We start from the raw sequence: 26253 nt of genomic DNA on the forward strand, positions 1-26253 counted from the left end.
ATAAGTCCAGCGCTGCCGCCGGTCTCGAGGACGGATCGATCGTCCGGGGACTCTACTCTTCGCCGCCGTCGGCGAGGACGCGCTCCTCCGGCGTGGGCCGTCCCGGATGGATACCGTACCGGGCGAAGCCGTACAGCACCGTCATCGACACCGCACAGCAGACCGTCGCGCCGGCGACCGACTCGAGGACGAGGCCGGCGACCGGACCGGCGAACGCGTCGCCGACGGCGGCCGCCGCCTCGCTGTCGGGGGCGGTCGCCAGCGCGTACGGGAGAAACGTCGCGAACGCGAGCAGCCACCATCGCTTCGCCGTATGGCGGAGCTGTGTCGTGCTGTACTCCCGGGTCGTACTGGTGACGCCGGCGACGCCGAGCGCGATCAAGAGGAGCGCGGGAACCGTTCGGCGGGGGGAGTCAAAGCCGATATTACCCGCGACGCCGAGGGCGACGATCGCGATGGAGCCGGCGAGGAACGGAATCGAGCGGCTGCGGCCTGTTCGAGGCATTCTGTCCTGCGGTAGTCGCGGATTGTACAAAACTCTCGCGAAGCACCGATCACCTCGACCAAGTGACAGTCTCGGCAGCTGATCGTCTCCGACAACAAAGGACGTATTACCGATGCCCGCAACTCGAACGTGAGAACGAATGAGGGAACGCGATGGCGCCGACGCCGGGACACTCCTCCGCCGGTACTCGTCGGCTGCAGCCAAGAGACTCACCGACGTCGCATCGGGATTGCCCGGTGCCGGAATCGCAGGGCGTCTCGGACGACTCTGGCAGCGCCACGTCCGGGAGCGTCCCGACCAGTATCGCGCGTCGATCACCTTTCCGACCGCCCCGGACCGCCCGTCGGTCGGCGAGGTCCACGGCTGGATCGAGGATCTCGAGTACGCGTTCGAGGGCCGCCTCGACGTCTACGCCCGTCGCGGGAGCATCGCGGTCGAGACGGACAGGGTCTCGGCCGAACTGTTCGACGAGACCGAGTTCGACGCGATCTGTGAGCGCATCGAGGACGGGTACAGCGGCTCACACTCGATCGCTCATCTGAAAAAGTGGCGACGGAACGACGGACGGCTCGTGCGAGCCCACGTGATCGTGCCGGTCAAGCCGCTGTTTCCGCGCGACGAGACCGCTGATCAGGAGGGCGCTCGAGCCGCGACCGGGATCGAAGCCGACTGACCGCCGTAGCGCGATTCGGCGCGTGTGCTCAGTCGTCGTCGCCCGGACCGGGCTCGGATCCGGGCTCGCGGTCGGTGCTCGGACTGCTTCCGGCCCGCTCGCTGCTTCGGGATCGGCTCCCGCTGGACTCGTCGTCGCTCGGGGTGACGCTGCTCGTTCGGCTCATCCAGCCACCGATGTTCTCGGCGACGTAGTCCTTGCCGCCCCAGCCGAACGCGATGCCGGCGCCGATGGCAATCGCCGCGCCGAGCCCCCACGCGAGCGCTCGTGCGAACACGTAGAGGATGCCGACGTCGATTCCCATCGTGTCGAGACCGATGACGACCGCCGTGAAGTAGAGGAACATCCGCGTTCCGGTCGCGAACCAGCTGGCGTAGGCGGACTGGGTCGCCGCCTGCGTTCGTTCGATGGCGTCGCCGATGAAGTCCGCGACGACGAACCCGATGGTGATGACGAGCAGTCCCGCGATGAACGCCGGCAGGTACGAGACCGCCGTCGCGATCCACTCCGACAGCAACGGGATCGCCAACGCGTTCGCCGCCGCGAGGAACGCGAGCGCGTAGACGAACCACTTGGCCAGCGATCCGAACGCGCTCGAGACGGCCTGTTCGGTGCCGCCGAGGACGCGCCCCAGCGGCGTCTCGAGGACCATTCGGTCGAGTTCGACGCCGTCGGCGATCCGTCGGACGACGCGCGCGGCTAGTCGGCCGATGATCCAGCCGATGAAGAGGATCACCAGCGCGCCGATGATCCGCGGGAGGAACGTGATCAGCTCCGCGATCGGGTCCTGTAGCCAGTCCGGAACCTGTGCTTGAGCGGGGTACAGTGGTGCCATGTGCAATCGTGGTTGGTGCCGACCGCCTTTCGTAATTGAGTGCGTATTAATCGGTCACGAAACCAACCGGTTCCGATCGCCGTCGCCTCGACGATTGAAGTGTCCGTTACGGCGAATTGCGCGACGACCGTACCGTGACAGATCGTGACGGGTTCGGTCCCGGACGACAGCAGTTCCGGCGAGCGATCGCGAGACGACCCTCGAGCCGGCGGGCGATAAACGCGCTTTGTGACCGAGTTCGGAATCGGCGGCGAACAGCTATCAATCGAGTGAGAACGACTGGCGGCACCGACTGGCCGAACCTGTCCAGTTTCACTCATAGGGGCTGGTCGACGGTTCGTCGGACGGGTGGGGGTTATCACGGCCGAACGCGACCGGTTTCGACACGGTAAGTGGCCGTCGTTGCCAGCGCTCAGCGGATCTCGATACTCCAACTGTGGGGCGAATCGATTGGACGAACAACCGTTTCATAGCCAACTGTTCAAAATAATCCTCGGAATTTTGTGTCGATTCGTTCATCTCGACGGAATGGGTCGGGTAGAGAGACCGGGAACCCCCACGAACACCGCCGGGCTCGGTAACCAACAATTACCGAGTTCGACGCGTCGACGCCGCCGGCGCCCCGAATTCGCATCCCGGCTCCGTCGGATTCGACGCTGGGACTGCGATCGGCGTCCGATCCGGGTTCGCTCGCGGGGCTGCCGTCAGCCACACGTTATTGGTGGTTCGCACACGAAACGCTCCCATGTACCTCGGCGACGAAGCGTGGCCCGACCTCGAGTCGTATTTCGAATCGGAATCGCTCGCACTGGTCCCACTGGGATCGACGGAACAGCACGGGCCGCACCTGCCGGAGGCGACAGATCACCTGATCGGCGAAGCGTTCGCGCGGGCGGTCGCGGATCGGACGGGCTACCTCTGTACGCCGACGATCAACGTCGGCGTCAGCGGCCACCATCGGCAGTTCCACGGGACGATGTGGGTCGAGCCGCCGGCGTTCCGACAGTATATGGAATCGCTGACTCGAAACCTCACGTCGCACGGGATCGACCGGGTGATCTACGTCAACGCCCACGGCGGGAACGTCCCCCACCTGCGCGAGGTCGGGGCACGCCTTCGGCAGGACGAAGTCGCCTACGCAATCGAGTGGATGTGGAACGATTCGATCCCGGAACTCGTCGACGACCTGTTCGAACAGAACGGCCCCCACGGCGGCCCGAAGGAGACCGCCCTGATCCAGTACCTCGAGCCGGAGTTAGTTCACGACGACCGACTCGAGGAGGCCAGGGACACCGGAATCCCGGACGTCGAAGCGGCCGAGACGATCAAACACGGCTCGCGAACGTTCTACGACGCGGCCGACAATACGAACAACGGCGTGTTGGGCGATCAGACGGATGCGACGGCGGCGAAGGGTGAGCAACTGTTCGAGGCGGCGAGTGACCAGCTCGTCCGGCTCTGTGAGTGGCTGGCGGCCCAGGAGTTCGAGGACCTGCTTCCACGGGAGCACGTTTGAGCTGGAAGGAAACGCGGCTACACTGGAAGCAAGCACCGCTGTCCCAGTCGGTTCTCGAGGCGCATCGACGGCCGCTCGTGATGATAATCCTTAATAGCTGCAGCGGAAAGTTTATTATATGGCAGTTGTCAGCGTTTCGATGCCGGACGAACTCTTGGAGCGGCTCGATCAGTTCGCCGAAGAGCACGGGTATACCGGTCGGAGCGAAGTCGTCAGGGAGGCCTCGCGAAACCTGTTGGGCGAGTTCGAGGATACCCGGCTGGAAGAGCGCGATCTGATGGGAATCGTCACGGTGTTGTTCGATTACGAGACGACGAGCGTCGAGGAACGGATGATGCACCTGCGCCACGAACACGAAAGTCTCGTCGCGTCGAACTTTCACAGCCACGTCGGTAACCACTACTGCATGGAACTGTTCGTCCTCGAGGGAGAACTCGAGGATATCTCGGCGTTCGTCGGAAAGATTCGAGCGACCAAGGACGCGCTGACGGTCGACTACTCGGTCATGCCGGTCGACAGTTTCGATCCGCTCGCTCAGGGGTAGGATCGCGAGACGAATCTGGACGACGCGGACCGCACATACCACTACCCAGAATTCGTGATGGGTGAGTGACGGGAAATTTCGGCGAATTCCGCAAACAAAGCCAGTCAACAGTATAGTTTTACTGTCGTCCTCACGTAAGGGTCCGTATGACATACCGGAAGGTCAACTACGAGGAGGTCGAGCAGGTCTCGAGCGCGATGCACGTACTGAGCGATCCGCTCGAAACGGAGCAGGTTGGGGTAACGGTGGCTCGCTGCGATCCGGGCTGGAAGAGCAAGCCCCACGATCACACGGACAACGACCACGAGGAGATCTACGTCCTCATCGAGGGGGAGGCGACGGTCGTCGTCGACGACGAACCGGTCGCGATGGAAACCGGCGACGCGCTGTGGATCCCGCCGTCATCGACCCGACAGATCCGCAACGGCGACAGCGAAAGCGCGTTCGTTCTCGTGAGCGCGCCGAGCATCGCTGACGACGAGGGCGACGGCGACGAGTGGCTCCTGTCGGGATTCGCCGGGTAGGTCTCGCTCGGTGACGGGACGGCCGTGGCGTCTGGAACCGCAAAGAGGCAGGACGGTTTAGTGGCCCCGCGTCGTCACCTCCCGTAGGTGAGTCTCGATCTACTCGAAACATCACGCGGCCGTGTCGCTCGTCGTCGCCGGGGTTCTGACCGCACTGCTCCCGTCGATAACGCTCTTCGGCCAGTCGGTCCCCGCCGCGGCCGTCGTCGCCTACGGCACCGCAGTCGGCGTCTTCATCGATCTCGATCACTTCCTCATCGCTCGTCTCAAGACCGGCGACTGGGACGCCGTTCGGTTCTGTCTCACCGATCCGGGTGCGGCCGTCACGGACCAGTCGAAAATTTTCGAGCCCGGTGACGTCGGTGTCCTCTCGCGACTGTTGAGCCACGTCGTCCTGACCGGAATCGCGGTCCCGGTGATCGCCATCGCCAGCGTTCCCCTCGCCATCGTCACCGGCGGCGTTCTCTACGCTCACCTGCTCGCCGATCTCGTCTGGGATATCACCCTGCTCGAGGACCACGCGGACGCGGCGACATCTGTCGACGACCTCGCGCGGATGTTCGGCTAGGGACGACCCGGCGATGCGCCGTCGAACCACGTCGCGCGCAGCGTCTTCTCAGGTTGCATTGTTCGACCGCGGCTATTTGCACCGTGCGACCGTTTCACGGGACATGGAGCTACTCGACGAGAGCATCGTTCCGGAGCACGCTCGAGACGTCAAGGCCGAGGCCCGCGAGTTCGCCCGCGAACGGATCAAACCTACTGCTCAGGAGTACTTTCAGTCCGGCGAGTACCCCGAGGAGATCCTCGAGGCTGGCCAGGAAGCAGACCTCGTTGCACAGGACATTCCAGAAGAGTGGGGTGGCCGGGGGCTCGATCTGGCGCAGTTGCTCGCGATCACGGAGGAGTTCTACCGGGCCGACGCGGGGATCGCGCTGACGTTGCAGTTGGCGAGTTTCGGCTGCGAGATTACCTACGAACACGGCACCGACGAGCAGTGCGAGGAGTATATCCGACCGGTGGCGGAAGGAGAACAGCGTTCGGGGCTGGCGGTGTCGGAACCCGACACGGGCAGCGATCTCTCGGGGATGCAGACCCGAGCGGAGAAAGATGGCGACGAGTACGTCATCAACGGCGAGAAGTACTGGATCGGCAACGGGGTCGAAGCGGACTGGATAACGCTCTACGCCCGCACCGGAGACGACGAGGACAATCCCTACGGGAACCACTCGATGATCATCGTCCCGACCGATACCGACGGCTACGAAGCCGAGCACATCCCCGAGAAGATGGCGATGCGCGCCTCGAAGCAGGCGCACATCGAGTTCGACGATTGCCGGGTTCCCGAAGAAAACCTGATCGGCGAGGAGGGTGACGGCTTCATGCTGCTCGCGGACTTCTTCAATCACGGTCGCGTCGCCGTCGCCGGTCACGGGCTTGGCATCGCGGCGGCCGCCATCGAGGAGGCCTGGGAGTTCACACACGACCGCGAGGAGTTCGGGAAGACGATCAGCGACTTCCAGGCCGTCCAGCACGGCCTGGCCGACATGCTCCTCGAGTTCGAGAGCGCCCGAACGCTCACCTGGCGCGCCCGCGAGAAGGTCGCGAACGAAGACAACGCGGGGTACTGGGCCGCGATGGCGAAGACGAAGGCGACCGAGACGGCCGTCGAGGTGTCCGAGCAGAGCATGCAGTTCCACGGCGGCCGCTCGATCCTCGACGAGCGACGGATCGCCCGCGTCTTCCGCGACGCCCGTATCCCGGTCATCTACGAGGGGGCGAACGAAATTCAGCGCAACCTCATTTACGGACAGGCTCCCTGATCGACGGCTGCGGTCCCGTCGACCGCAGCGACGACCCGATTCGGCAGTCACCCACGGCGACGCCACTGTCACACGTCGGCCGAAAGAACAATCTCGGTCGATAACATGAGATCGAGCAGACTAACTACTGTGGTGCTCGAGATGACACTTGTCCACACTCTCCCGTTATGAGTCGGCCACGTGTGCTCTGTGTGAGCGGCGATCGTTCGACACGAGCGGCCGTCACGCTCTCGCTGACGGACGCCCCTGTCGACGTCGTCATCGCCCAGCGGCCCGCAGCGGCGATCGACCGACTCGAGCGGGAAGGGATCGACGCGGTCGTCATCGACGCGAGCACGGTGTCGGACGTGCCGGCGCTCGTCGATACCGTCGAGTCCGAGGCCCCGGAGACGCCGACGTTCGTCTCCTGGGGGGCGAGCGACGACGGTGGTGGGGTGTTGAGCGAAGTGATCGTCCGGGCTGCGGAGATCGAACCGGGAGCGCAGCTGGCGGCCGCCATCACCGATCGACTCGACGACGGCTCGAGCGCGGCACTCCCGAGAGCGGGCGACCCGAACACGAGCGATCTCACGACCGAGACGGCGGCGTCAGTCGGAGAGTTGCCCGCTGAGCTCGCCGGAATCGTCGGTGCCGTTCGCCGCCGGCTGGTCGACGCGACCTCGCCGCTGGTAGTCGAACGGGTGCTCCGCGAGGAGTTGACCGGCAGCGATCGATTCGCGTTCGCCTGGGTCGGCGAGTACGACCGCGGCGAACGCGGGATCGTCCCGTGGCTGTCGGATCCCGAGGCGATGGCGTGGTCGCTCCACCGAACCGTCAGTATCGGCGACGGCGAGCAGCCGCTGCTCGAGCGAGCGATACACAGTGGGGAGATTCAGTATCGGCGGTACGGCGAAGACGATAGCGATGCCGTCCCGTTCGGTGACCGTGCGTTCGAGCGCGGCGCTCGATCGGTCGCCGTTGCACCCCTCGCGGCGCGCGGTGAGCTGTACGGAGTGACGGTCGTCTACGCGACGGAGCCGATTTCCGCACGCGAACGGGATGCGATCCAGGTGATCGCCGCGACCGCGTCCCACGTCCTCGAGACGATCGCCGTTCGCGGCCGCCTCGACCAGCGAGAACGCGCCCTCCACCGGTACGAGCGACTCGTCGAAACGGCCGGCGACGGAATGTACGTCCTCGACGACGCGGGTCACTTCACGACCGTCAACGACGCTCTCGTCGAGATGACCGGCTACAGCCGCGAGGGGCTGCTCGGTGAACACGCGTCGATCCTGTTCGATCGCGAGGACGTCACCGCCGCGACGGCCCTCATCCGATCGCTACTCGAGGCCGAGAACCACACCGAAACCATCGAACTGCCGCTCGAGACGAAAGCCGGCGAGCGGATCCCCTGCGAGGCCCAGATCGCGGTCCTCGTTCCCGACGGCGAGTTTCTCGGCTCGGTGGGCGTCCTCCGCAACATCACGGAGCGAAAGCGAAGCGAACGAAAACTTCGCGAACGCAACGAGCGACTCGATACGTTCGCTCGGATCGTCAGCCACGACCTCCGCAATCCGCTCGGCGTCGCTCAAGGCTACCTCGAACTCCTCGAGGAGACCGGGGACGTCGAGCACGCCGAAAAGACCCGCGAGGGACTCGATCGGATGGAGTCGATCATCGAGGACGTACTGGCCATCGCCCGCGAGGGCGACTGGGCCGCAGACACCGACCCCACCGATCTCGAGTCGATCGCTCACGACGCGTGGGATCACGTCTCGACCGCGGAGGCGACGCTGTCGGTCACGGGCACGATGACGATCGAGGCCGACCGTTCGCGACTCCTGCGGCTCCTCGAGAACTGCTTCCGGAACAGTATCGAACACGGTGACACGACCGAGACCGTTCGCGTCGGACCGCTCGAGCGAGACGGGGGAGACGAGCGTGACAGGCGAGACGGCCGTCGCCAACGGGACGGACGCGCCCGGGGATTCTTCATCGAAGACGACGGAGAGGGACTCCCCGAAGAACTCCGAGACGAAATCTTCGATCCGTCAGTTTCGTCGTCGACGGAGGGGCTCGGAATCGGGCTCTGGATCGTCAGAGAAGTCGCTACCGGACACGGATGGTCGGTCGTCGCGACCGAAAGCGAGAGTGGAGGGGCTCGGTTCGAGTTCGAAATCGGCGTCTAGTTCTCGGACTGGAGGTCTTGAAATGCGCCGACGAAATCGTCGTGGGAGGACATTCCGGAGACCGTCTCGTCGACGCGCTGCTCGAGCTCCGCGACGCGGTCGGTGAGGTCCTGATACTCCTCGTTGTTCGCGAGTTCTCGGTCGGCCTTCTCGGACTCCAGTAGCGCCTTCTTCGAGACGAGCGCGTAGTACTCCTGTATATCGGACTCGTAGTCGGAACGGTCGGCGACGTCGTCGACCATATCGACGAGTTCGTCCTTCGAGACCGGTTTGACGAGGTAGTCGTCGAACCCCATCTCGATGATGTCGAAGTCCGGATCGACCGCCGTCACCATAACCACCCGCGAATCGTAGCCCTGCTCGCGGATCTGCTCGAGGACTTCGTCGCCGGAGAGACCGGGCATCCGCCGGTCGAGAAGCACGACTTCGACGGAGTCGGCCATCTTCTCGAGCGCCTCTTCACCGTCGTAGGCCGTTTCGACGTCCCAGTCGGCCTGTAGCCAGGCGGCGAACAGGTCCGCGAGCCGAGCCTCGTCGTCGACGACGAGCACCTCGGGCCCGTCACTCATTGGGGGACCCCTCCATTCTCTTCATCGGTTACAGCCACGCGTCACCAATGGTACCTCTCTGTGATAAATCTCGCGACCAGATGTCAACTGTTCAAAATTACTACGGGTCAGTTCTGGGGCCCGGTTTGATAACCATCTGCCATGACGAACCCGACGCTCCGTTCGTCGGTGGTTGGCTTATACGGTCTGGTGTTCTACTGTCCCGGAGCAACCGCGAACCGTCCTGCGGTTGCGCCGGAACTGACCGACAACAGTCAGTCTTACTCCCCCTGGAAGTTCGGCTCTCCGTCTCCCATGAAGGCCGTAATACCCTCCATCAGGTCGTCGGTCGCCATCAGATGACCGAACGCGGACGCCTCGTACTCCAGTCCGGCTTCGGTATCGTCACGACCGGCGAGCATCGCGCGCTTGGTGAACTTCTGGGCGATCGGCGGCCCGCCGGCGAGATCGGTCGCCAGCTCGAGCGCGCGCGCTTCGAGCCCGTCGTTGTCGACGACTTCGTTGACGAAGCCGTAGTCGGCCATCGTCTCGGCGTCGTAGCGCTCGGCGGTGAGGATGATCTCCTTCGCGCGGCCCTCTCCGATGATGTGTTTCAGTCGCTGCGTCCCGCCCCAGCCGGGGAGTAGTCCGAGGTCGAGTTCGGGCTGGCCGAACTGGGAGCGCTCGCTCGCGACGCGCATATCCGCACAGGTCGCCAGCTCCATCCCGCCGCCGAGACAGAAGCCGTCGATCCCCGCAATGACTGGTAGATCGCAGGCCTCGAGTTCGCCGAAGGTCGACTGTCCCAGTCGCGACAGCTCCTGGCCCTCGATCGGGTCGGCACCGTCGCCGGCCATGCTCTGGACGTCCGCGCCCGCGGAGAACGCCTTCTCACCCTCGCCGGTGACGAGGATCGAACGCACCTCGTCGTCGTCTTCGAGCAGATCGATCGCCGCCGAGAGCTCCTCGAGGAGCTCGTCGCTGATGGTGTTCATCCGGTGTGGCCGGTCGAGGACGATGTGGCCGACCATGTCGCCGGGATACTCGACGCGGATCGCCTCGAAGTCGACCGCGTCCGAGTCACCATCGATCTCGTAGAAGCCGCCGCGTCCGGCGCGTTCCGCGAGGTACTCGGCGGGCGCATAGCGCTCGTGGCCGGTCTGGTCGTAGGCCTCCTCGAGCGTCTCGTGTAGCTCTGTGAGGCCGTAGTCGTCGACGAGTTTGACCGGACCGTCGGGGAAGCCGGCCCCGAGCTGGACCGCCTCGTCGATCGACTCCGGCGGGGCGACGTCGCCGCCGATCAGCTTGGCCGCCTCGTTGGCCATCGTCGCGAGGAGCCGCTTCTTGACGAACTCCGACTGCTCGTCGGTCGGGATCTGGACGCCCTCGCCGTCCTCGTAGTCGTAGAACCCCTTGCCCGACTTCTTTCCGAACTCCTCGTTTTCGACCTTCTCCGCCAGGAGCGGAGCCGGCTCGTAGGCCTCGCCCAGTACCTCGTGCATGTACTCGAGGACGTGGTAACTGACGTCGTTGCCGACCTGATCGCCGAGTTCGAAGCTGCCCATCGGCAGGCCCATGTCGTACTTCGTCGTCGAGTCGACCTCGGCGATGGTCGCCTCGTCGTTGCTGACGAGCCACGCGGCCTCGTTCATCAGCGGCACGAGAATACGGTTGACGATGAATCCGGGCGAGTCCTTGTGGACGCGGACCGGCGTCTTCCCCAGATCTTCGGCGAGATCCTCGACGACCGCGAGCGTCTCCTCGGCGCTCTCGGCACCCGAGATCACTTCGACCAGCTGCATCCGAACCGGCGGATTGAAGAAGTGCATGCCACAGAACCGCTCCGGTCGCTCGGTGAACTCCGCGAGGTCGGTAATCGAGAGGCTCGAGGTGTTCGTCGCGAAGATCGCGTGATCGGGGGCGGCCTCCTCGAGTTCGGTGTAGACGTCCTTCTTGATCTCCATCTGCTCGGGGACGGCCTCGATGACGACGTCGGCGTCGGCGACGGCCTCCGACATGTCGACGACGGGGGTCACTCGCTCCAGAGCGGCGTCGGCGTCCGCTTCGGAGAGTTGATCGTTCTCGGCGAGCTTGCCCAGTGACCACTCGATCTGGTCGTAGCCGTTCTGGACGAACTCGTCTTTGATATCGCGCATGTTCACGTCGTAGCCCGCGATCGCGGCGACCTCCGCGATACCGTGGCCCATGTTACCCGCACCTAGAACTGCGACAGTGTTGATATCCTCCAGGTCCATGCTTACGAATCCTATTCGGACGCGTTTCAACGTTTCCCCTCGCATGATGGAAACTACACTTCCGTTTACAGACGGTTACAAAGTTCTTTATCGCTGCAATAGTAACGGTTGTGCATGGAATTCGGACTCAGCGAAGAACAGGAGCAAATCCGCGGCGAGGTTCGTCGGTTCGCCGAAAACGAGATCGTCCCCAACGCGGAGGAGTACGACAGCGAAGAGAAGTTCCCCCACGAGATCGTCGACAAGGCCGCCGAGATGGGCCTGGTCGGCACCTCGATCCCGATGGAGTACGGCGGTGCCGGCTACTCGACCCTCGAGTCGGCGCTCATCGCCGAGGAGCTGTTCTCCCACGACGCCGGAATCGCGCTCTCGATCATGGCCTGCTCGTTCGGCACCGAGGCCATCAGGGAGTTCGGAACCGAAGACCAGAAGGAGCGCTTCCTCGAGCCCGTCGCGCTGGGCGAGAAGATCTCCGGCGCGGCGATTTCCGAGCCCGACACCGGGTCGGACGTCTCCTCCGTCTCGACGCGCGCCGAGAAGGACGGCGACGAGTGGGTGATCAACGGCAACAAGATGTGGATCACCAACGGCACCGTCGGCGACTTCTTCGTCGTGCTCTGTAAGACCGATCCCGACGCCGACAGCCGCTACGGCGGTTTCAGCCAGATCATCGTCGAGTCCGACCGCGACGGCTTCAGTTCGGACAAGATCACGGGCAAACTCGGCATCCGAGCCTCCGACACCGCCGAGCTCATCTTCGACGACGTCCGCGTGCCCCAGGAGAACCTCGTCGGCGACGAGGACGCCGCCTTCCTCCAGCAGATGCAGTTCTTCGACGCCACTCGGACCGGCGTCGCCGCACAGGGCCTGGGCATCGCCAAGGGCGCGCTCGAGGCCGCCCGCGAGTACGCCCAGGACCGCGAGCAGTTCGGCCAGTCGATCTCGGAGTTCCAGGCCATCCAGCACAAACTCGCCGAGATGGCCACCGAGACCGAGGCCGCGCGCAACCTGACCTACAAGGCCGCCTGGAACGTCGACCAGGGCAACGACATCACCAAGCTCGCCTCGATGGCCAAGGAGTACGCCTCCCGCGTCGCCGTCGACGTCTCCAACGAGGCCGTCCAGATCCACGGCGGTGCCGGCTACGTCAACGACTTCCCCGTCGAGCGCTTCTACCGCGACTCGAAGATCACCCAGATCTACGAGGGCACCACCGAGATCCAGAAGAACGTTATCGCGCGGGAACTCCTCGACGAGTAAGGAACGAAATTTCACGTCACGAAATTTTGCTCTGCGGTCGCGGCCTTCGGCCGCTCCCTCGGCAAAATTTCGATCAAAAGCACTCCTCCTTCACCTCCACTTGGCTCGCGGCTTTGCCGCTCGCCTTTCCGCGGCGCTTCGCACCGCGCTTTCGTTCCGGGTCAGTCGTCGGCCCGCTCGCTCACCCTCCGGGTTCGCTCGCGGTCGTGCTTGGGTGGACTGCCTGCCCTTCCCCGAATCGCGCGACTCTCGCAGTCGCTCGAGTCGCGCTCACGGCCACTGATTTTCGTTTAGTTGAGCGTAATAGAACTCCTCACAAGGCCTTGGTTTCGGCCTAAATACGGTGAATTAGGTGGCGGAACGTGCACGCGAATCGAACAGGCGAGTTAGAATACTCCGATGATGAAACCAAATCCCATGACGATGAGGACAGTTGCGGAAAACGCTGGGAGGTACGGCGTGTACTGCTCGACCGTCTCCTCGGAATGTTGGTAGCCTGCAATCAATAGCATCGTCAGTCCGACGATACTCACGATGACGGTGAGGGCGTACGCACTCATCAGTTCGAGGCAATGGTTTGACCCGGCACAGAGCGCGATAATCTCGAACTCCTCTTCGTGGGCGAACCCGAGAACGAACGCGAACCACGCGATCCCGAAGAGGCCGCGGTCAGCGGTCTCTTCGGGGTCATCGTGTGAGTGAGAGTTCCCACCGCCGAAGGGAACGAACCCTTTCGTACTGCTTACTCGCCCATCGTTGTGGTCGTGCGAATGGCTGGAATGCTCGTTCGGATCGTGTTGGTGGTCGTGGCTGTGATGGGCGGAGTGGCCGTCATCATCGTGACTGCCGTGAGAAGGTCCGTGGGAGTATTCACGAATCCCAAGCGCGATGAGCAAGACACCAGCGACGAGACTGACTGGCCCGCCGATTTGGATACCACCGAGTATCGTCATCGGCTCGTTGACCTGCGTGAGGTTGAAGTACCCCTTCGCGTAGAAAAACACACCCACCATCGCGATACTGCTGATAAGGTGGCCGACGCCGATGATGAGACTCGCCGCGAACCCGTACACCCACTTGTTCGTCTGGTCGAGAGCGTACGAGGCGGCAACGGGCCATCCGTGACCTGGTTCGATGCCATGAACGGCACCGAGGGCGACCGCTCCGAGGAAGAGACCGAGCGCTTCGCCGTGTAACATCCCGATTGAGAATCCGATACCGACGTGAATAACGGTTGTTAATACCGAAACGGGTGAATCGTCATACGAGAACCTCTTGTAGAATCCCGACGAGCCGGTACCTATGCGAACGAGTTTCAATATTCCAGACGAAGTAATCGAAGAGTTCGACCGAGTCTGGCAAGAGCAGGACATCGAAAACAGGTCGCGAGCGGTCCGAGAAGCGATGCAGGAGTATATCGAGTCTCACTCCCGCCTCGGAGAGACGAGCGGGGAGGTCGTCGCGCTCGTCGCGTTCGATTATCGCCACCACGAGGTGATACGGGAACTCCACGCAGTCCAACACGGATACCAAGACGTTATCCTCAACACGAGTCATACGCACCAAGGGGAGTGGTGCCTCGAATCGCTGTTTTGTCGGGGACCAGCCGAGCAGGTACGTAACCTCACCTACCGACTCCGCGACTTTGACGGCGTCAATCGGGTCAAGGTGATGGTCATCCGGGACGGCGAGGAGTGACGGTCTGCCAAGAACCTCCGAGAGGGGCACTCGCTATGTGCTTCACCCGTATTGAACGATTCGTAGCGGCTTCGACAAGGCACGAGAACGGTTCGATGACGCCGTCGGCTACTTCAGTTCCGCAGACGACCACAATCACCAGCGACAGCGCGACCAAGACCGCATGCGTAAAGACGTGACCGATCATGGCCGCCTCGAGGCGCCGACGACGGAAGCGGGCGGGAAACCCTTTGTCGCGTCGACCCCTTTCTCTCGGTATGAGAGAGTTCGTCTTCGCCCTCGAGTACGAACCCGGCTGCAACGGGGTGGCGGACGCGCTCGCCGACCACCCCGACGCCCGGGTCCGTTCGCTGTCGCTGCACGCCACCGACGACCGCCTCTGGCGGGTCGACCACGCCACCGGCACGCCGGACGCGCTCGAGGACATCGAGGACGCCTTCCTCACCAGCGACTACTACGCGGACTGCCTCGCGACCGACGACTGCGGTGCGACCCAGACCACGCAGGTGCTCGACCGCACCGACGACACGCTCGTCCTCTACTCCGACTGGGAGCGCACCCCGGAGTGCGCGTCCGTTCCGCACATCGCGCGCGACCACTTCGGGGACGGTGTGCTGTTCGAGACCCGCCACGAGGGACGCCATTACACCTGGCGGATCGTCCACTCCGGCGAGGGCGACACGGCGGCGTTCTTCGATGTTCTCGAGGCCGCGCTCGGTGACCGCGCCCGGATGGAAATGCTTCGAGCGGCAACGACGGATACCGATGCGCCGACGGGCGACGCGAACGGCCTCGCCCCCGAGCAGGAGGCCGCGCTCCGAGCCGCCGTGGAACACGGCTACTACGAATCGCCTCGCGAAATCGACGCCGGCGACCTCGCGGACCACCTCGACATTCCGCGGTCGACGCTTACCTATCGGCTTCGCCGGGCCGAAGAACACCTGGCCAAGCACCACGTCGCGAGCGAGCAACTGGTCGACGGGCCGTCGACACCGCTCTAGCGGCCCCAAAGACCATTGGAATATTCCAACGAAGGCTTATCGAACTGACGCCCCTACTCTGAAGTAATGAGTGATGAATCGAACGCGACGAGGGGAACGGAGGGGGGCGGCCAGCGACGGGAATTGACCGCTCGACTCGCCGTCCCCGAGATGGACTGTCCGTCCTGTGCGGGGAAGGTTGACAAGAGTCTCGGGCGCGTCGACGGGGTCGTCAACGCCGACCTCAATCCGACCACCGGGACGGCCACGGTCACGTACGATCCCGATCGAACCAGCGAGGCTGACGTGGTCGACGCGATCAACGGTGCCGGCTACGAGGTCACCGGGGGAACGGACGACGACGATGCGGCGACCGAGTCGGCCTCGAGCGCCGACGGTGTCGACGTCGCACCGCCGTCGGAGGTCTGGACGAGCCCCCGCGCGAAGAAAACGTGGCTCGGCGCAGTGTTCGTCGCCCTCGGGCTGGGCTTCGAGTTCCTCCTGACGGGCGGGAACGTCGCGGTTGCGAGCGTCCTCGAGTATCCGCTTCACGTCGCAGATCTCCTCTTCCTCGGTGCGGTCGCCGTCAGCGGCGTCCCCGTCGTCCGGAGCGGCTACTACTCCGCGAAAAATCGGAGCCTCGACATCGACCTACTGATGGGGACGGCGATCATCGCCGCGACCGGCATCGGTTACTTCGTCGAGGCCGCGACGCTGGCCGTTCTCTTTAGCATCGCCGAGTTGCTCGAGGATTACGCGATGGACCGGGCGCGGGACTCCCTGCGCGAGTTGATGGAGCTCTCGCCGGACGAGGCGACCGTTCTGCGCGACGGCGAGGAGGTGATCGTCGACGCGGACGACGTGGCGGTCGGCGAGACCGTCGTCGTTCGGCCCGGCGACAAGATCCCGCTCGACGGGACGGTCGTCGAGGGCGAGAGCGCGGTCGACGAGTCGCCGATCACCGGCGAGAGCGTCCCCGTCGACAAGTCAGTCGGGGACGAGGTGTACGCCGGCGCCATCACCGAGGAGGGCTACCTCGAGGTCGAAGTCACTTCATCGGCGGGCGATTCGACGCTCTCGCGGATCATCGAGCTGGTGCAGGGTGCACAGGCCGAGCAGACCGAGACCGAGCAGTTCGTCGATCGGTTCGCGGGCTACTACACGCCCGTCGTGGTCGTGCTGGCGATCCTGACCGCCGTCGTCCCCCCGCTCGTTATCACCAATCCCGTCACCGCAGGTGTCGCCGGCTACGAGCTCGTGTTCGCCGGCGACTGGGGGACGTGGTTCGTTCGCGGTCTCACGTTACTGGTGATCGCCTGTCCCTGCGCGTTCGTCATCTCGACGCCCGTCTCGGTGGTCTCGGGTATCACCAGCGCCGCGAAGAACGGCGTCCTGATCAAGGGCGGCAACCACCTCGAGGCGATGGGCGAGGTCGATGCCGTTGCCCTCGACAAGACCGGCACGCTCACGAAAGGCGAACTCGCCGTCACCGATGTCGTTCCGGTCGGCGACACCGACGAGGCGACGCTCCTCCGTCACGCCGCCGGACTGGAGCGACGAAGCGAGCATCCCATCGCCGCGGCAATCCTCGCCCGGGCCGACGAGGCGGGCGCGACCGATCTGCCCGAACCGACGGGGTTCGAGAGCTTGACCGGCAAGGGAATTCGCGGCGAGATCGGCGGCGAGACGTACTACGCGGGCAAGCCCGCGCTGTTCGAAGAGCTGGGGTTCGACCTCTCGCGGGAACGGAGTGCGACCGACGGTGGTGTCGTATCCACTGACACAGTCGAATCCGGCAGCGGGTCGTTCGACGGAGAGACGCTCGCCGCGCTCGAGCGCGAGGGCAAGACCGTCGTCCTCGTCGGGACGGAGACGGGGCTGTTGGGGGCGATCGCGATCGCCGACGAGGTGCGCCCCGCCTCGGGGCGGGCGGTCGAGCGCCTGCGGGAACTCGGCGTGGAGCGCGTCGTGATGCTGACCGGCGACAACGAGGGGACTGCGCGGGCGATCGCCGAGCAGGTCGGCGTCGACGACTACCGCGCCGAACTTCTGCCCGACGAGAAGGTCGCCGCCGTCGAAGCGTTGCAGGCGACGTCCGGCGACGTGGCGATGGTCGGCGACGGGATCAACGACGCGCCCGCGCTGGCGACCGCCGAGGTCGGCATCGCGATGGGTGCAGTGGGCACCGACACCGCCCTCGAGACGGCGGACATCGCGTTGATGGGTGACGACATCGGAAAGCTGCCGTACCTGTACGAACTGTCCCACACGGCCAACGGCGTCATCCGACAGAACGTCTGGGCGAGCCTCGGCGTGAAGGCCCTGCTCGCGCTCGGCGTACCGCTCGGGCTGGTGAGCGTCGCGCTGGCGGTCGTCGTCGGCGACATGGGCATGAGCCTCGGCGTGACCGGCAACGCGATGCGACTCGCGAACGTCGAACCCGAGACGCACCCGGACCTCGAGTGAGTCGCGCCGCTCCGATCGTCACTGCCGACCGAGACGCATATGCGCTCTCGGTACTGTACTCCCGTATCCGTACCTTCGCATGAACGAAGAGGCACACGCCGTCCTCCGCGAGGACCCCGTTATGGCGGGGCTCCTCGACCGGCACGACCCCTACGCCGAACCGGACTGGGACGAGTACGAGCGGCTCTGTATCTCGATCATCAACCAGCAGCTCTCCACCGCGAGCGCGGCGGCCGTCCGCGAGCGCGTGTTCGACCTCCTCGAGGGCGACGTGACGCCGGCGTCCGTCTTGGCCGCGGACGAGGCAGCTCTCCGGGATGCGGGGCTCTCCCGGAACAAGGTCGAGTACGTGCAAAACGCCGCCTGCGCCTTTCGAGAGAACGATTACACGCAAACTGGATTGGCCTCATACACTGACGACGAGGTCGTCGACCTCCTCACCGATATCAAGGGGATCGGCGCGTGGACCGCACGCATGTACCTCCTGTTCGTCCTCGAGCGTCCGGACGTGCTTCCCCTCGGTGACCTCGCCGTTCGCCGCGGGATCGAGCAGCTGTACGGCGACGGCGAGGAGCTGACCCGCGCGGAGATGCGCGAAATCGCCGAGCCGTGGCGGCCGTATCGGAGCGTCGCCACGCGGTACATCTGGGCCGAATACGAGTCGGATTGAACCCGTTCGATCTCCGACCTGACGGAATTCGTACCGACTCGATCGGTCCCGCGTCCCGGTTCCAGGGCAGGCCGTCAGATATCACCGCGTGGTGATGAAGAGGGGGGCAAGGGAGTTCGAATCACGCCCCGATTCTCTCGAGCGGTAAGCACGTCCTACACGCGTCTCGGGCCGTGAAACGGTTACCGGCAGAGACGACAATTACGGATTACGACCCGGACACTGCCGGCCGAACGAGGGGTCTCGAGAAACGAGACACTGATCCGACGGGATGGCCCTGTTGACTGAAGTACGGATCGGTCCCAGTGCCACGGGAGATGGTAAACGATACATCCTCCACGGAGACTGGCGAAGCCGAGCAGCGGCGAATGACCACCGACCCCGAGCGAATCCGAGAGTGGGCCGAGGCGCGCGACGCCGTTCCGGTCAGGGTTCAAGACAGCGAGGACCACGGCCACTCCTTCGCCCGGCGCGACGAGATGGACGAGCACCACGAGGAGTACACCTGGGACGAGTTCGAGCAGCGATTCGACGACGACAATCTCGTATTCGTCTACCACGAGGAGGAGCCGACCGGCGAGGAGATGGGCTTCTTCGAGATCGTCGAGCGCGAACACGCGTTCGAACGCGCCGATCTCGGCCGTGACGAACTCGAGGACTCGCTGCGGAGCGGCGAGACGGTAACGACCGAAATCGTCGAAACGCAGGTCGTCGAGCGGGAGGTCGTCGAACGGGACACGATCGAGAGCGAGGTGGTCGACACCGATCTGGTCGAGCGGGACGTCGTCGACTCCGAACTGGTGAGCCGCGACATCGTCGAGACGGAATTCGTCTCCGACGACATGATCGAGGTGACCGTCGACGAAACGCATCTGGACACCATCGAGGAGATCGAACGCTATATCGTCGAGAGCGAGGTCGTCGACGTCGATATCGAGCAGGACGAGGAGCTCGAGCGAGACGACATCCAGACGGACATCGAACTCGAGAGCGTCCAGCGATCCATCCTCGAGAGCGACGTCGTCCGCTCGAACGTGACGCCCGACGACGTGGTCAAGCAGGAGGTCATCCAGAGCCAGCGGACCGAGGGAGACGCCGTCCAGAGCGAACTCCTCGAGCGCCGGACGATCGAAGAAGAGCTCACCGAACGACTGCGGATGCGGTACATGCTCGAGGACACCGAACTGATCGAGTCCGAAGTGCTCACCAGCGAGGTGCTCGAGGGCGAGATCATCGATGTCGACGAGTACGAGTCCATGGGAACCGGCGAAATGGAACCTGGAGCGATGGACGAGACGACGGCGGGTACCGGAGCTGACGCCGAGATGGGAACGGCGGAGCCGTCGGCGATGGAACTCTCTCACGGCGACCAGGGGAAAGACGTCGTCGACGAGTCGGGCCAGCAGATCGGCATGGTCGCCGAAGTCGAGGGCCAGACGGCGTACGTCGATCCGGAGCCCGGCCTGACGGATCGGCTCAAAGCGCGCATGGACTGGGGCGGCCACGGCGACGACGACTACCCGGTCGAGTCCTCGCAGATACTGGAGATCACGGACGACGAGGTCGTCATCCGAAGCGAATAGAGAAGCCGGTCGCGGCGGGGGTCCGCGACCGGGTGATGATCGGTCCCAGCGAACGCGATCGGTCGTCAGCGATGCGTCAACGGCGCGACCGCTCGATCACTCGAGGTCGAAGCGGTCCAGCTTCATGACCTTGCTCCACGTGTCCACGAAGTCGCGTACGAACTTCTCTTCCGCGTCGTCGCTTCCGTAGACTTCCGAGATGGCTCGCAGCCGGGAGTTCGAGCCGAAGACGAGGTCCACGCGGGACGCCGTCCCCTCGAGTTCGTCCGTTTCGCGGTTGCGCAGCTCGTAGACGTCTTCGGACTCCGAGGACTTCTCCCACTCGAGGTCCATGTCGAGCAGGGTCTCGAAGAAGTCGTTGGTCAGCGTCCCCGGCCGGTCGGTGAGGATGCCCAGATCCGAGTCCGGGTAGGTCGCGCCCAGCGCGCGCATACCGCCGACCAGCACGGTCATTTCGGACGCCGTCAGGTTCAGCAGGTCCGACCTGTCGACCAGCAAGTCCTCGGGCGGTTGGTCGTGTTCGCCCTCGTAGTAATTACGGAACCCGTCGGCTTTCGGTTTGAGCGCCTCGAAGGACTCGACGTCCGTCTGTTCCTGTGAGGCGTCCGTCCGTCCCGGTTCGAACGGGACCGTCACGTCGTAGCCGGCGTCGGCCGCGGCCTGCTCGATGGCCGCGTTGCCGCCCAGCACGATGAGGTCGGCGAGCGAGACCCGCACGTCGTCGGATCGCGAGCCGTTGAACTCTTCCTGGATCCCCTCGAGCGTCTCCAGGACGGTCGCGAGCTGCTCGGGCTCGTTGACCTCCCAGTTCTTCTGCGGTTCGAGACGGATGCGAGCGCCGTTCGCGCCGCCGCGCTTGTCGCTTTTGCGGTAGGTCGACGCGGACGCCCAGGCGGTCTTGACCAACTGGGAGCGGGACAGCTCCGAATCGAGAATCGCTTCTTTGAGTTCCGCGATTTCCGCTTCGCCGATCAGGTCGTAGTCGGCGTCGGGGATCGGATCCTGCCACAGCATCTCCTCGTCCGGAACCTCCGGGCCGAGGAACCGGGACGGCGGGCCCATGTCGCGGTGGATCAGCTTGTACCACGCCTTCGCGAAGGCCTCCTGGAACTCGTGAGGGTTCTCGCGGAAGCGCTCGATGATCTCTCGGAACTCCGGATCCCGTTTGAGGGCGAGGTCCGTCGTCATCATCATCGGCGCGTGCTTCTTCGAGGAGTCGTGGGCGTCCGGCACGGTCTGCTTCGACGACGCGTCGACCGGCTCCCACTGGTTGGCGCCGGCGGGGCTCTCCGTCAACTCCCACTCGTTGTCGAGCAGCGTGTCGAGGAAGGAGGTGTCCCACATGGTGGGCGTGCTGTTCCAGGCGCCCTCGATGCCGCTGGTGACCGTGTCGGGGCCCTTACCGGACTTGGTCCAGCCGAGGCTCTGGTCCTCGATTGGAGCCGCCTCGGGCTCGGGGCCCATGTCGTCGGTGTCGCGCGCGCCGTGGGACTTGCCGAACGTGTGCCCGCCGGCGATGAGCGCGGCCGTCTCCTCGTCGTTCATCGCCATGCGACCGAACGCTTCTCGAATCCGATCGGCCGACCCGAGCGGGTCCGGCTCGCCGTCCGGGCCCTCGGGGTTTACGTAGATCAGCCCCATCACGGTGGCGCCGAGTGGCTCCTCGAGTTCACCGTCATCGCTGAAGCGCTCGGAGCCCTCCCACTCGGTCTCGGGCCCCCAATAGACCGCCTCGTCGGACTTGAAGTCGTCTTCGCGACCGCCGGCGAAGCCGAACGTCTCGAAGCCCATCGACTCGAGGGCGACGTTCCCGGTCAGGACGATCAGGTCGGCCCACGAGAGCTTGCGACCGTACTTCCGCTTGACCGGCTCCAGCAGCCGGCGCGCCTTGTCGAGGTTCACGTTATCGGGCCAACTGTTGAGGGGCGCAAAGCGCTGCGTCCCGCCCGTCGCACCGCCCCGACCGTCCGTGGTACGGTACGTGCCGGCGCTGTGCCAGGCCATCCGGATGAACAGCGGCCCGTAGTGGCCGTAGTCAGCTGGCCACCAGTCCTGGGACGTCGTCATCAGCTCCTCGATGTCGGCCTTTACCTCCTCGAGGTCGAGTTGCTGGAACTCCTCGGCGTAGTCGAAGTCCTCGTCCATCGGACTGAGATCGCCGGCGTTGTCGTCGAGGATATCCAGATTCAGTTTGTCCGGCCACCACTCGTGATTCTGCTGCCGTCCGCTCATTGTCGGCTCACCTCGGAAATACCGTCGGTTACGTTGTCTGCCAAATTCTCGTTTGCCATGGATGCTCTCTCCGAGAGAAGGATTGGATCCGAGAAATATAGATGTACCGATCGCTACTTCTAGTTGTCGATTCGCCCCATATTATTTCCGATACTGTAAACAAATCTCACTACTATTGCCACCGGTCGCCGCGAGCGACCGCGCAGTCAGCGTCCGTTCCGAACCGATCGATGCCGGTAGGACGAGAAAAAGACCACGATTAGAGCCCATTCGAACGGCTGGCGCTCGGTCCCGACCCGCGGCGACGGGTCGGTCTCGGTGCGGGATTTCTCCCGCGGGTCGCGTCGGCGTCGGCGTTGTGATCGTCGTCCGGGAACCCACGCTCGAGAGCGCCGTGCCGTTACGCTCTCCGGGCCGGACGCGCCGTTTCCGATCGGCAGGACGATGTTACTCTTCCTCTTCGGGCGTATCAGATGCGTCGGCGTCGATCCGGCGGCTCACGTCGACCTGATAGTTTCCGAGGATATCTCGTCCGAGCAAGACGGGGTAATCCATGTGGCTTCGGTCCTCGACGCTGGCCGTGACGGTGTGTTGGTTGCCGCCGACCCCGACGACGACGTCGACGACGGGGCGGCTCTTGGACTGTTTGCTGCTACCGGATCGAATGCGGGTGATGGACTTGATCGGGCCGGCCCCGATGTCGGCGGCGAGACTGGTGTCGATGCTCGTCCGCGTGGCACCGGTGTCGGACTTCGCGAGAACCGTCTTCGACCCGCTGGTCCCCGAGAGAATGACTTCCTCCGTGTAGCCGATCACCGCGGGTTCCGTATCCTGTCCCCGCACATCCGGGGGCTGGGCCGCCGGTCGGGAATCGTCGAGGACGTGCGAGAGGTCTCGAACCCGATCGTCGTCAACCTCGCCGCCGGCGCGCTCGATCGCCAGTTTCGCGATGTAGGGCGCCGGGCTGACCTGCGTCGCCTCGTAGAGACCCTTGAATCCCGCCGTCGGGTTAACCTCGAGGACGAACCAGCCCTCGTCGCCCTCGACGAGGTCGACGCCGGCGTAGTCGAGGCCGACGATATCCGACGCTCGCTGGGCCATTTCGCGGGCTTCGTCGGGGAGGTCGTCGGTCGCGTCCTCGACCGATCCGCCGAGCGCGACGTTGGTTCGCCAGTCGTTGTCCGGCGCGTAGCGATACATCGCGGCCACGACCTCGCCGCCGACGACGTAGACGCGAAGGTCGCGGTGGCGAACGTCCTCCTGATCGACGAGTTCCTGCAGGAAGGCGTACCGGTTACCGACCTTGGCGTTGATCGGGTCGTCGGGGCCGACCTTCCACGTCCCACCGCCGTGGGTGCCGATGGCGGTCTTGTAGACGGCCTCCTCGCCGTAGCGGTCCCGCGCAGCGTTCAACTGCTCGCCGCTCAACGCGAGCGTCACGTCCGGCGTCCGCACGTCGTTCGACGCGAGCGCGGTCGCCGTCGAGAGCTTGTGGATCGCCGTCATCACCGCCATCGGTTCGTTGAGTGTCGGAAGCAGCTGAGAGAAGGCGTTTACCAGCCCGAGTTCCTCGGCGGGCTGTTCGGTGTTCGACAGGAGCACCCTGTTCGCGATGACGTCCACCGCCGGCTCGAGGGTGGGACTCCCATCGGTGACGCTAACCGACGTGTTCTCGGTGCGAAGCCACTCGGTGTCGTGTCCGAGATCCTCGACGGCGTTGAGAATCGCCTTGGTTTCCTTGCTCGTATGGAGACTCAGTACCCCGACGGTCACGGGATCGGCAACAGCCATACGAACTAGAGACCGAGCCGTCGGATAAGCGTTGATAGTTCATTCAGTGATCGCGGGATTGGATGGGGAACGTCCGGACGGTTCGAACCGACGTCACCCGATTACCGACCGAACCTGTCCTGGATCGACCAGCCCGCTTAGCACCGCCAGCACGGCCCAGGTGACGGCACCGAGAGCGATCGCCCCGAACAGCATGAGCAGATTCGAGACCAGCGGCGTCACGAGCAAGACGGCGCCCGCCATAACGCCCGTAATCACACAGATCAGCCCCGTCGTCCGCGCGATCCGTCCCACGTGCAGGCCGAGTTCGGTGTGGACGATGTAGAGGTTGACTGCGACGTACACCGAGTGGGTCGCCACCGTCGCGATCGCCGCCCCCACGACGCCGATCACCGGAATCAACGCGATGTTCAGTCCGAGATTGGCCAGCGCCGTCGCGCCCTTCGCGACCGCTCGAGCGCGAGCGCGACCCAGATAGTCCAGGCTATCGCTGGTCAGGTTCGTGATCGCCTGTAGCACGACGAATCCGGCGAGCACCTGCAGGACGGGAATCGCGCCAGCGTAATCGGCCCCGAACACCATCGTCAAGAGCGGTCCCGCGACGATCGTGAGGCCGGCCGCTGCCGGAATGTAGAGCAATAGGATGTTGGTCAGCGAGGTCTCGTAGATCCGTCTGGCTTCCTCGAGTTCGCCGGCCGCCTTCTGTTCGCCGAAGTTCGGCGAGATGGTGAAGCCGAGCGACGCAGCCGGCGCGAGAACGAACTCGGTGATCTGCTTCGCGAGGGTGTAAAACGCGACCGCGGCCGGATTGATGAAGGCCCCGACCAGCACGATGTCGATCTGTTTGTCGATGACGTTCGCGCTCTGGGTCGCCGTCAGGGGAACGCTGTACTCGAGAAGGCGGCGCGAGAGGCCGTCCTCGTATTCGTCCGCGGCGTCGTATCGGACGTAGAATCCGTAGTAGAGGATTCCCATCCCGATGACGGCGGCGATGGCGTAGCCGACGATGTACCCGAAGAACGCGCCGAGCGCACCGAACCCGGCGAGGACGAACGCGACGACGAAGACGAGTCGGGCAGCGCCGCTGATCGCCTGAATGAGCGCGCTGTAGCCGAGGTGGTTGAAGCCCTGTAACGCCACCCGCGCGAACGCGCTAAAAGAAAAGACGCCGAGATAGAGCACGCCCGCGGCGAGAAACGGGGTCGCGTCCGGTGCGCCGAGCGCGACCGCGATCTGCTCGTGAAACAGCAACAGGGCGTAGGAGACGAACGCGATCAGAACGAGCTTCACCGTGACCGTGGACCTGAGCAGGTACGGGATCTGGCCCGGATCCGCCTCGCGGTACTCGGAGATATACCGCGCGACGGATCGGCTGAGGCCGAGGTCCGCGAACAGTTGGATGATCGCCAACACGCCGATCGCCCAGTAGAGCGCGCCGTAGCCGTCCGGCTCGAGCAGGTACCGCGCCAGGACGAACATCAACAGCGCGCTCGAGAGCATGTAGACGGCGCGCGCGGCGAGCGTTGTCTTGAAGCCGCTGACGATGTGGTCTTCCCTATTCATAGTAGACTGGGTCGGTGAGAGACGCGCGACCGACAGATGCGACGATGAACTCGACCAACGTGGTCGTCCACTCGAGGGATCGGACATTTGTAATGCGGCGACAACACGGGGAAATGGGCCGCAACAGAGACCGTGACGGGATCGGTCCGACGAACGGATCCGAAACGACCTGCGCGCCGGATCGACGGAGTACAACCCGGGTGTACCGTCACGCAAACGATCGAAAGCGATCCATACACGGGGCCAAAACGCTGGTGGACGGACTATGGAACACCTCCTAGAGCAACTGATGGGGTGTATCGTCGCTAAGCAGGCGGTTCGTGATTCTCGACTCGGTCGTGTCTCTCGGTCCTCTATTCCGATGCTCCGAACGTCTCCAATATTCCCGCTGAGTGTCACGATACATGTGAATGGAGCAGTCGGTTTTGATGGGAATGTAAGAGACGAAGCGTCCTGCTATCGTGACAACAGGGAATCGCCACGCCCTCCCCAGCCGATTTCTACTCACGGGCCGAAGGCCCGTTCACGGGTCACTCCGTTCCCCGTTCACCTCGCGGTTCTCGCTCCCGACGATCGCTCCGAACCGCGCACCGTTCGTATGGTTCGCGGGACCGTCGGT

At 64.4% G+C, this 26253-nt stretch carries 21 protein-coding genes; 13 read left to right on the forward strand and 8 right to left on the reverse strand.

Annotated features, from left to right (window positions below; all coding sequences use genetic code 11):
• Window positions 1–52: 52 nt before the first annotated feature.
• Window positions 53–505, reverse strand: a complete 453-nt coding sequence (locus LDH74_RS05150) for a hypothetical protein (protein ID WP_226041457.1) — start codon at window positions 503–505, stop codon at window positions 53–55.
• Window positions 506–644: 139 nt separating this feature from the next.
• Here LDH74_RS05150 and LDH74_RS05155 point away from each other — a divergent pair, with 139 nt between their 5' ends.
• Window positions 645–1178, forward strand: a complete 534-nt coding sequence (locus LDH74_RS05155) for a hypothetical protein (RefSeq protein WP_226041458.1) — start codon at window positions 645–647, stop codon at window positions 1176–1178.
• Window positions 1179–1206: 28 nt separating this feature from the next.
• Here LDH74_RS05155 and LDH74_RS05160 read toward each other — a convergent pair whose 3' ends face one another.
• Complete coding sequence (locus LDH74_RS05160) at window positions 1207–2013, reverse strand: hypothetical protein (RefSeq protein ID WP_226041459.1); 807 nt, start codon at window positions 2011–2013, stop codon at window positions 1207–1209.
• Between the two features lie 745 nt (window positions 2014–2758).
• On the opposite strand from LDH74_RS05160, the gene LDH74_RS05165 reads away from it, so the two are divergent.
• The 6 genes from LDH74_RS05165 (at window position 2759) to LDH74_RS05190 (ending at window position 8588) form a co-directional block, all read left to right on the forward strand.
• Window positions 2759–3529, forward strand: coding sequence for a creatininase family protein (locus tag LDH74_RS05165; protein WP_226041460.1), 771 nt, complete (start codon window positions 2759–2761; stop codon window positions 3527–3529).
• A 118-nt stretch (window positions 3530–3647) separates the two neighbouring features.
• Complete coding sequence (locus tag LDH74_RS05170) at window positions 3648–4073, forward strand: CopG family ribbon-helix-helix protein (RefSeq protein WP_098727199.1); 426 nt, start codon at window positions 3648–3650, stop codon at window positions 4071–4073.
• Window positions 4074–4219: 146 nt separating this feature from the next.
• The gene (locus LDH74_RS05175) at window positions 4220–4597 is read left to right on the forward strand and encodes a cupin domain-containing protein (protein ID WP_226041461.1); all 378 of its coding nucleotides are present in this window, start codon (window positions 4220–4222) and stop codon (window positions 4595–4597) included.
• A 121-nt stretch (window positions 4598–4718) separates the two neighbouring features.
• Window positions 4719–5165: a hypothetical protein gene (locus tag LDH74_RS05180; protein ID WP_226041462.1), complete on the forward strand. Its 447-nt coding sequence runs from the start codon at window positions 4719–4721 to the stop codon at window positions 5163–5165.
• A 103-nt stretch (window positions 5166–5268) separates the two neighbouring features.
• Window positions 5269–6420, forward strand: a complete 1152-nt coding sequence (locus LDH74_RS05185; protein ID WP_226041463.1) for an acyl-CoA dehydrogenase — start codon at window positions 5269–5271, stop codon at window positions 6418–6420.
• A gap of 167 nt (window positions 6421–6587) precedes the next feature.
• Window positions 6588–8588, forward strand: a complete 2001-nt coding sequence (locus tag LDH74_RS05190; RefSeq protein WP_226041464.1) for a PAS domain S-box protein — start codon at window positions 6588–6590, stop codon at window positions 8586–8588.
• On the opposite strand, the gene LDH74_RS05195 is transcribed toward LDH74_RS05190, so the two are convergent.
• Both LDH74_RS05195 and LDH74_RS05200 read right to left on the reverse strand, forming a co-directional pair.
• Window positions 8585–9157 (reverse strand): HalX domain-containing protein, encoded by a 573-nt coding sequence (locus tag LDH74_RS05195; protein ID WP_226041465.1) that lies wholly within the window; start codon window positions 9155–9157, stop codon window positions 8585–8587. The genes LDH74_RS05190 and LDH74_RS05195 overlap by 4 nt on opposite strands.
• Before the next feature lie 260 nt (window positions 9158–9417).
• On the reverse strand, window positions 9418–11391 hold the full coding sequence (locus LDH74_RS05200; RefSeq protein WP_226041466.1) for a 3-hydroxyacyl-CoA dehydrogenase/enoyl-CoA hydratase family protein: 1974 nt from the start codon (window positions 11389–11391) through the stop codon (window positions 9418–9420).
• A 114-nt stretch (window positions 11392–11505) separates the two neighbouring features.
• Here LDH74_RS05200 and LDH74_RS05205 point away from each other — a divergent pair, with 114 nt between their 5' ends.
• Window positions 11506–12651 (forward strand): acyl-CoA dehydrogenase family protein, encoded by a 1146-nt coding sequence (locus tag LDH74_RS05205; protein WP_226041467.1) that lies wholly within the window; start codon window positions 11506–11508, stop codon window positions 12649–12651.
• Window positions 12652–13037: 386 nt separating this feature from the next.
• Here the strand turns inward: LDH74_RS05205 and LDH74_RS05210 are convergent, their stop codons facing one another.
• A complete protein-coding gene (locus LDH74_RS05210) occupies window positions 13038–13850 on the reverse strand; it encodes a hypothetical protein (RefSeq protein WP_226041468.1) in 813 nt (270 codons plus the stop codon).
• A 103-nt stretch (window positions 13851–13953) separates the two neighbouring features.
• Between LDH74_RS05210 and LDH74_RS05215 the strand changes: the two genes are divergently transcribed.
• From LDH74_RS05215 to LDH74_RS05235, 5 genes are all read left to right on the forward strand, one after another.
• Entirely contained in the window at window positions 13954–14349 is a 396-nt protein-coding gene (locus LDH74_RS05215) for a CopG family transcriptional regulator (RefSeq protein WP_226041469.1), read from the forward strand.
• 257 nt (window positions 14350–14606) lie between these two features.
• On the forward strand, window positions 14607–15350 hold the full coding sequence (locus LDH74_RS05220; protein WP_226041470.1) for a helix-turn-helix domain-containing protein: 744 nt from the start codon (window positions 14607–14609) through the stop codon (window positions 15348–15350).
• Between the two features lie 66 nt (window positions 15351–15416).
• On the forward strand, window positions 15417–17795 hold the full coding sequence (locus LDH74_RS05225) for a cation-translocating P-type ATPase (protein WP_226041471.1): 2379 nt from the start codon (window positions 15417–15419) through the stop codon (window positions 17793–17795).
• A gap of 79 nt (window positions 17796–17874) precedes the next feature.
• Window positions 17875–18465, forward strand: coding sequence for a DNA-3-methyladenine glycosylase 2 family protein (locus LDH74_RS05230; RefSeq protein WP_226041472.1), 591 nt, complete (start codon window positions 17875–17877; stop codon window positions 18463–18465).
• Between the two features lie 317 nt (window positions 18466–18782).
• The gene (locus tag LDH74_RS05235) at window positions 18783–20048 is read left to right on the forward strand and encodes a hypothetical protein (protein WP_226041473.1); all 1266 of its coding nucleotides are present in this window, start codon (window positions 18783–18785) and stop codon (window positions 20046–20048) included.
• 96 nt (window positions 20049–20144) lie between these two features.
• On the opposite strand, the gene katG is transcribed toward LDH74_RS05235, so the two are convergent.
• From katG to LDH74_RS05250, 3 genes are all read right to left on the reverse strand, one after another.
• A complete protein-coding gene (gene katG / locus LDH74_RS05240) occupies window positions 20145–22280 on the reverse strand; it encodes a catalase/peroxidase HPI (RefSeq protein WP_226041474.1) in 2136 nt (711 codons plus the stop codon).
• Between the two features lie 447 nt (window positions 22281–22727).
• Entirely contained in the window at window positions 22728–24071 is a 1344-nt protein-coding gene (locus LDH74_RS05245) for a RimK family alpha-L-glutamate ligase (protein WP_226041475.1), read from the reverse strand.
• 93 nt (window positions 24072–24164) lie between these two features.
• Window positions 24165–25634, reverse strand: a complete 1470-nt coding sequence (locus tag LDH74_RS05250) for a flippase (protein ID WP_226041476.1) — start codon at window positions 25632–25634, stop codon at window positions 24165–24167.
• Window positions 25635–26253 lie beyond the last annotated feature (619 nt).

The sequence above is a fragment of the Natrinema sp. DC36 genome (assembly GCF_020405225.1).
Lineage (GTDB): Archaea > Halobacteriota > Halobacteria > Halobacteriales > Natrialbaceae > Natrinema.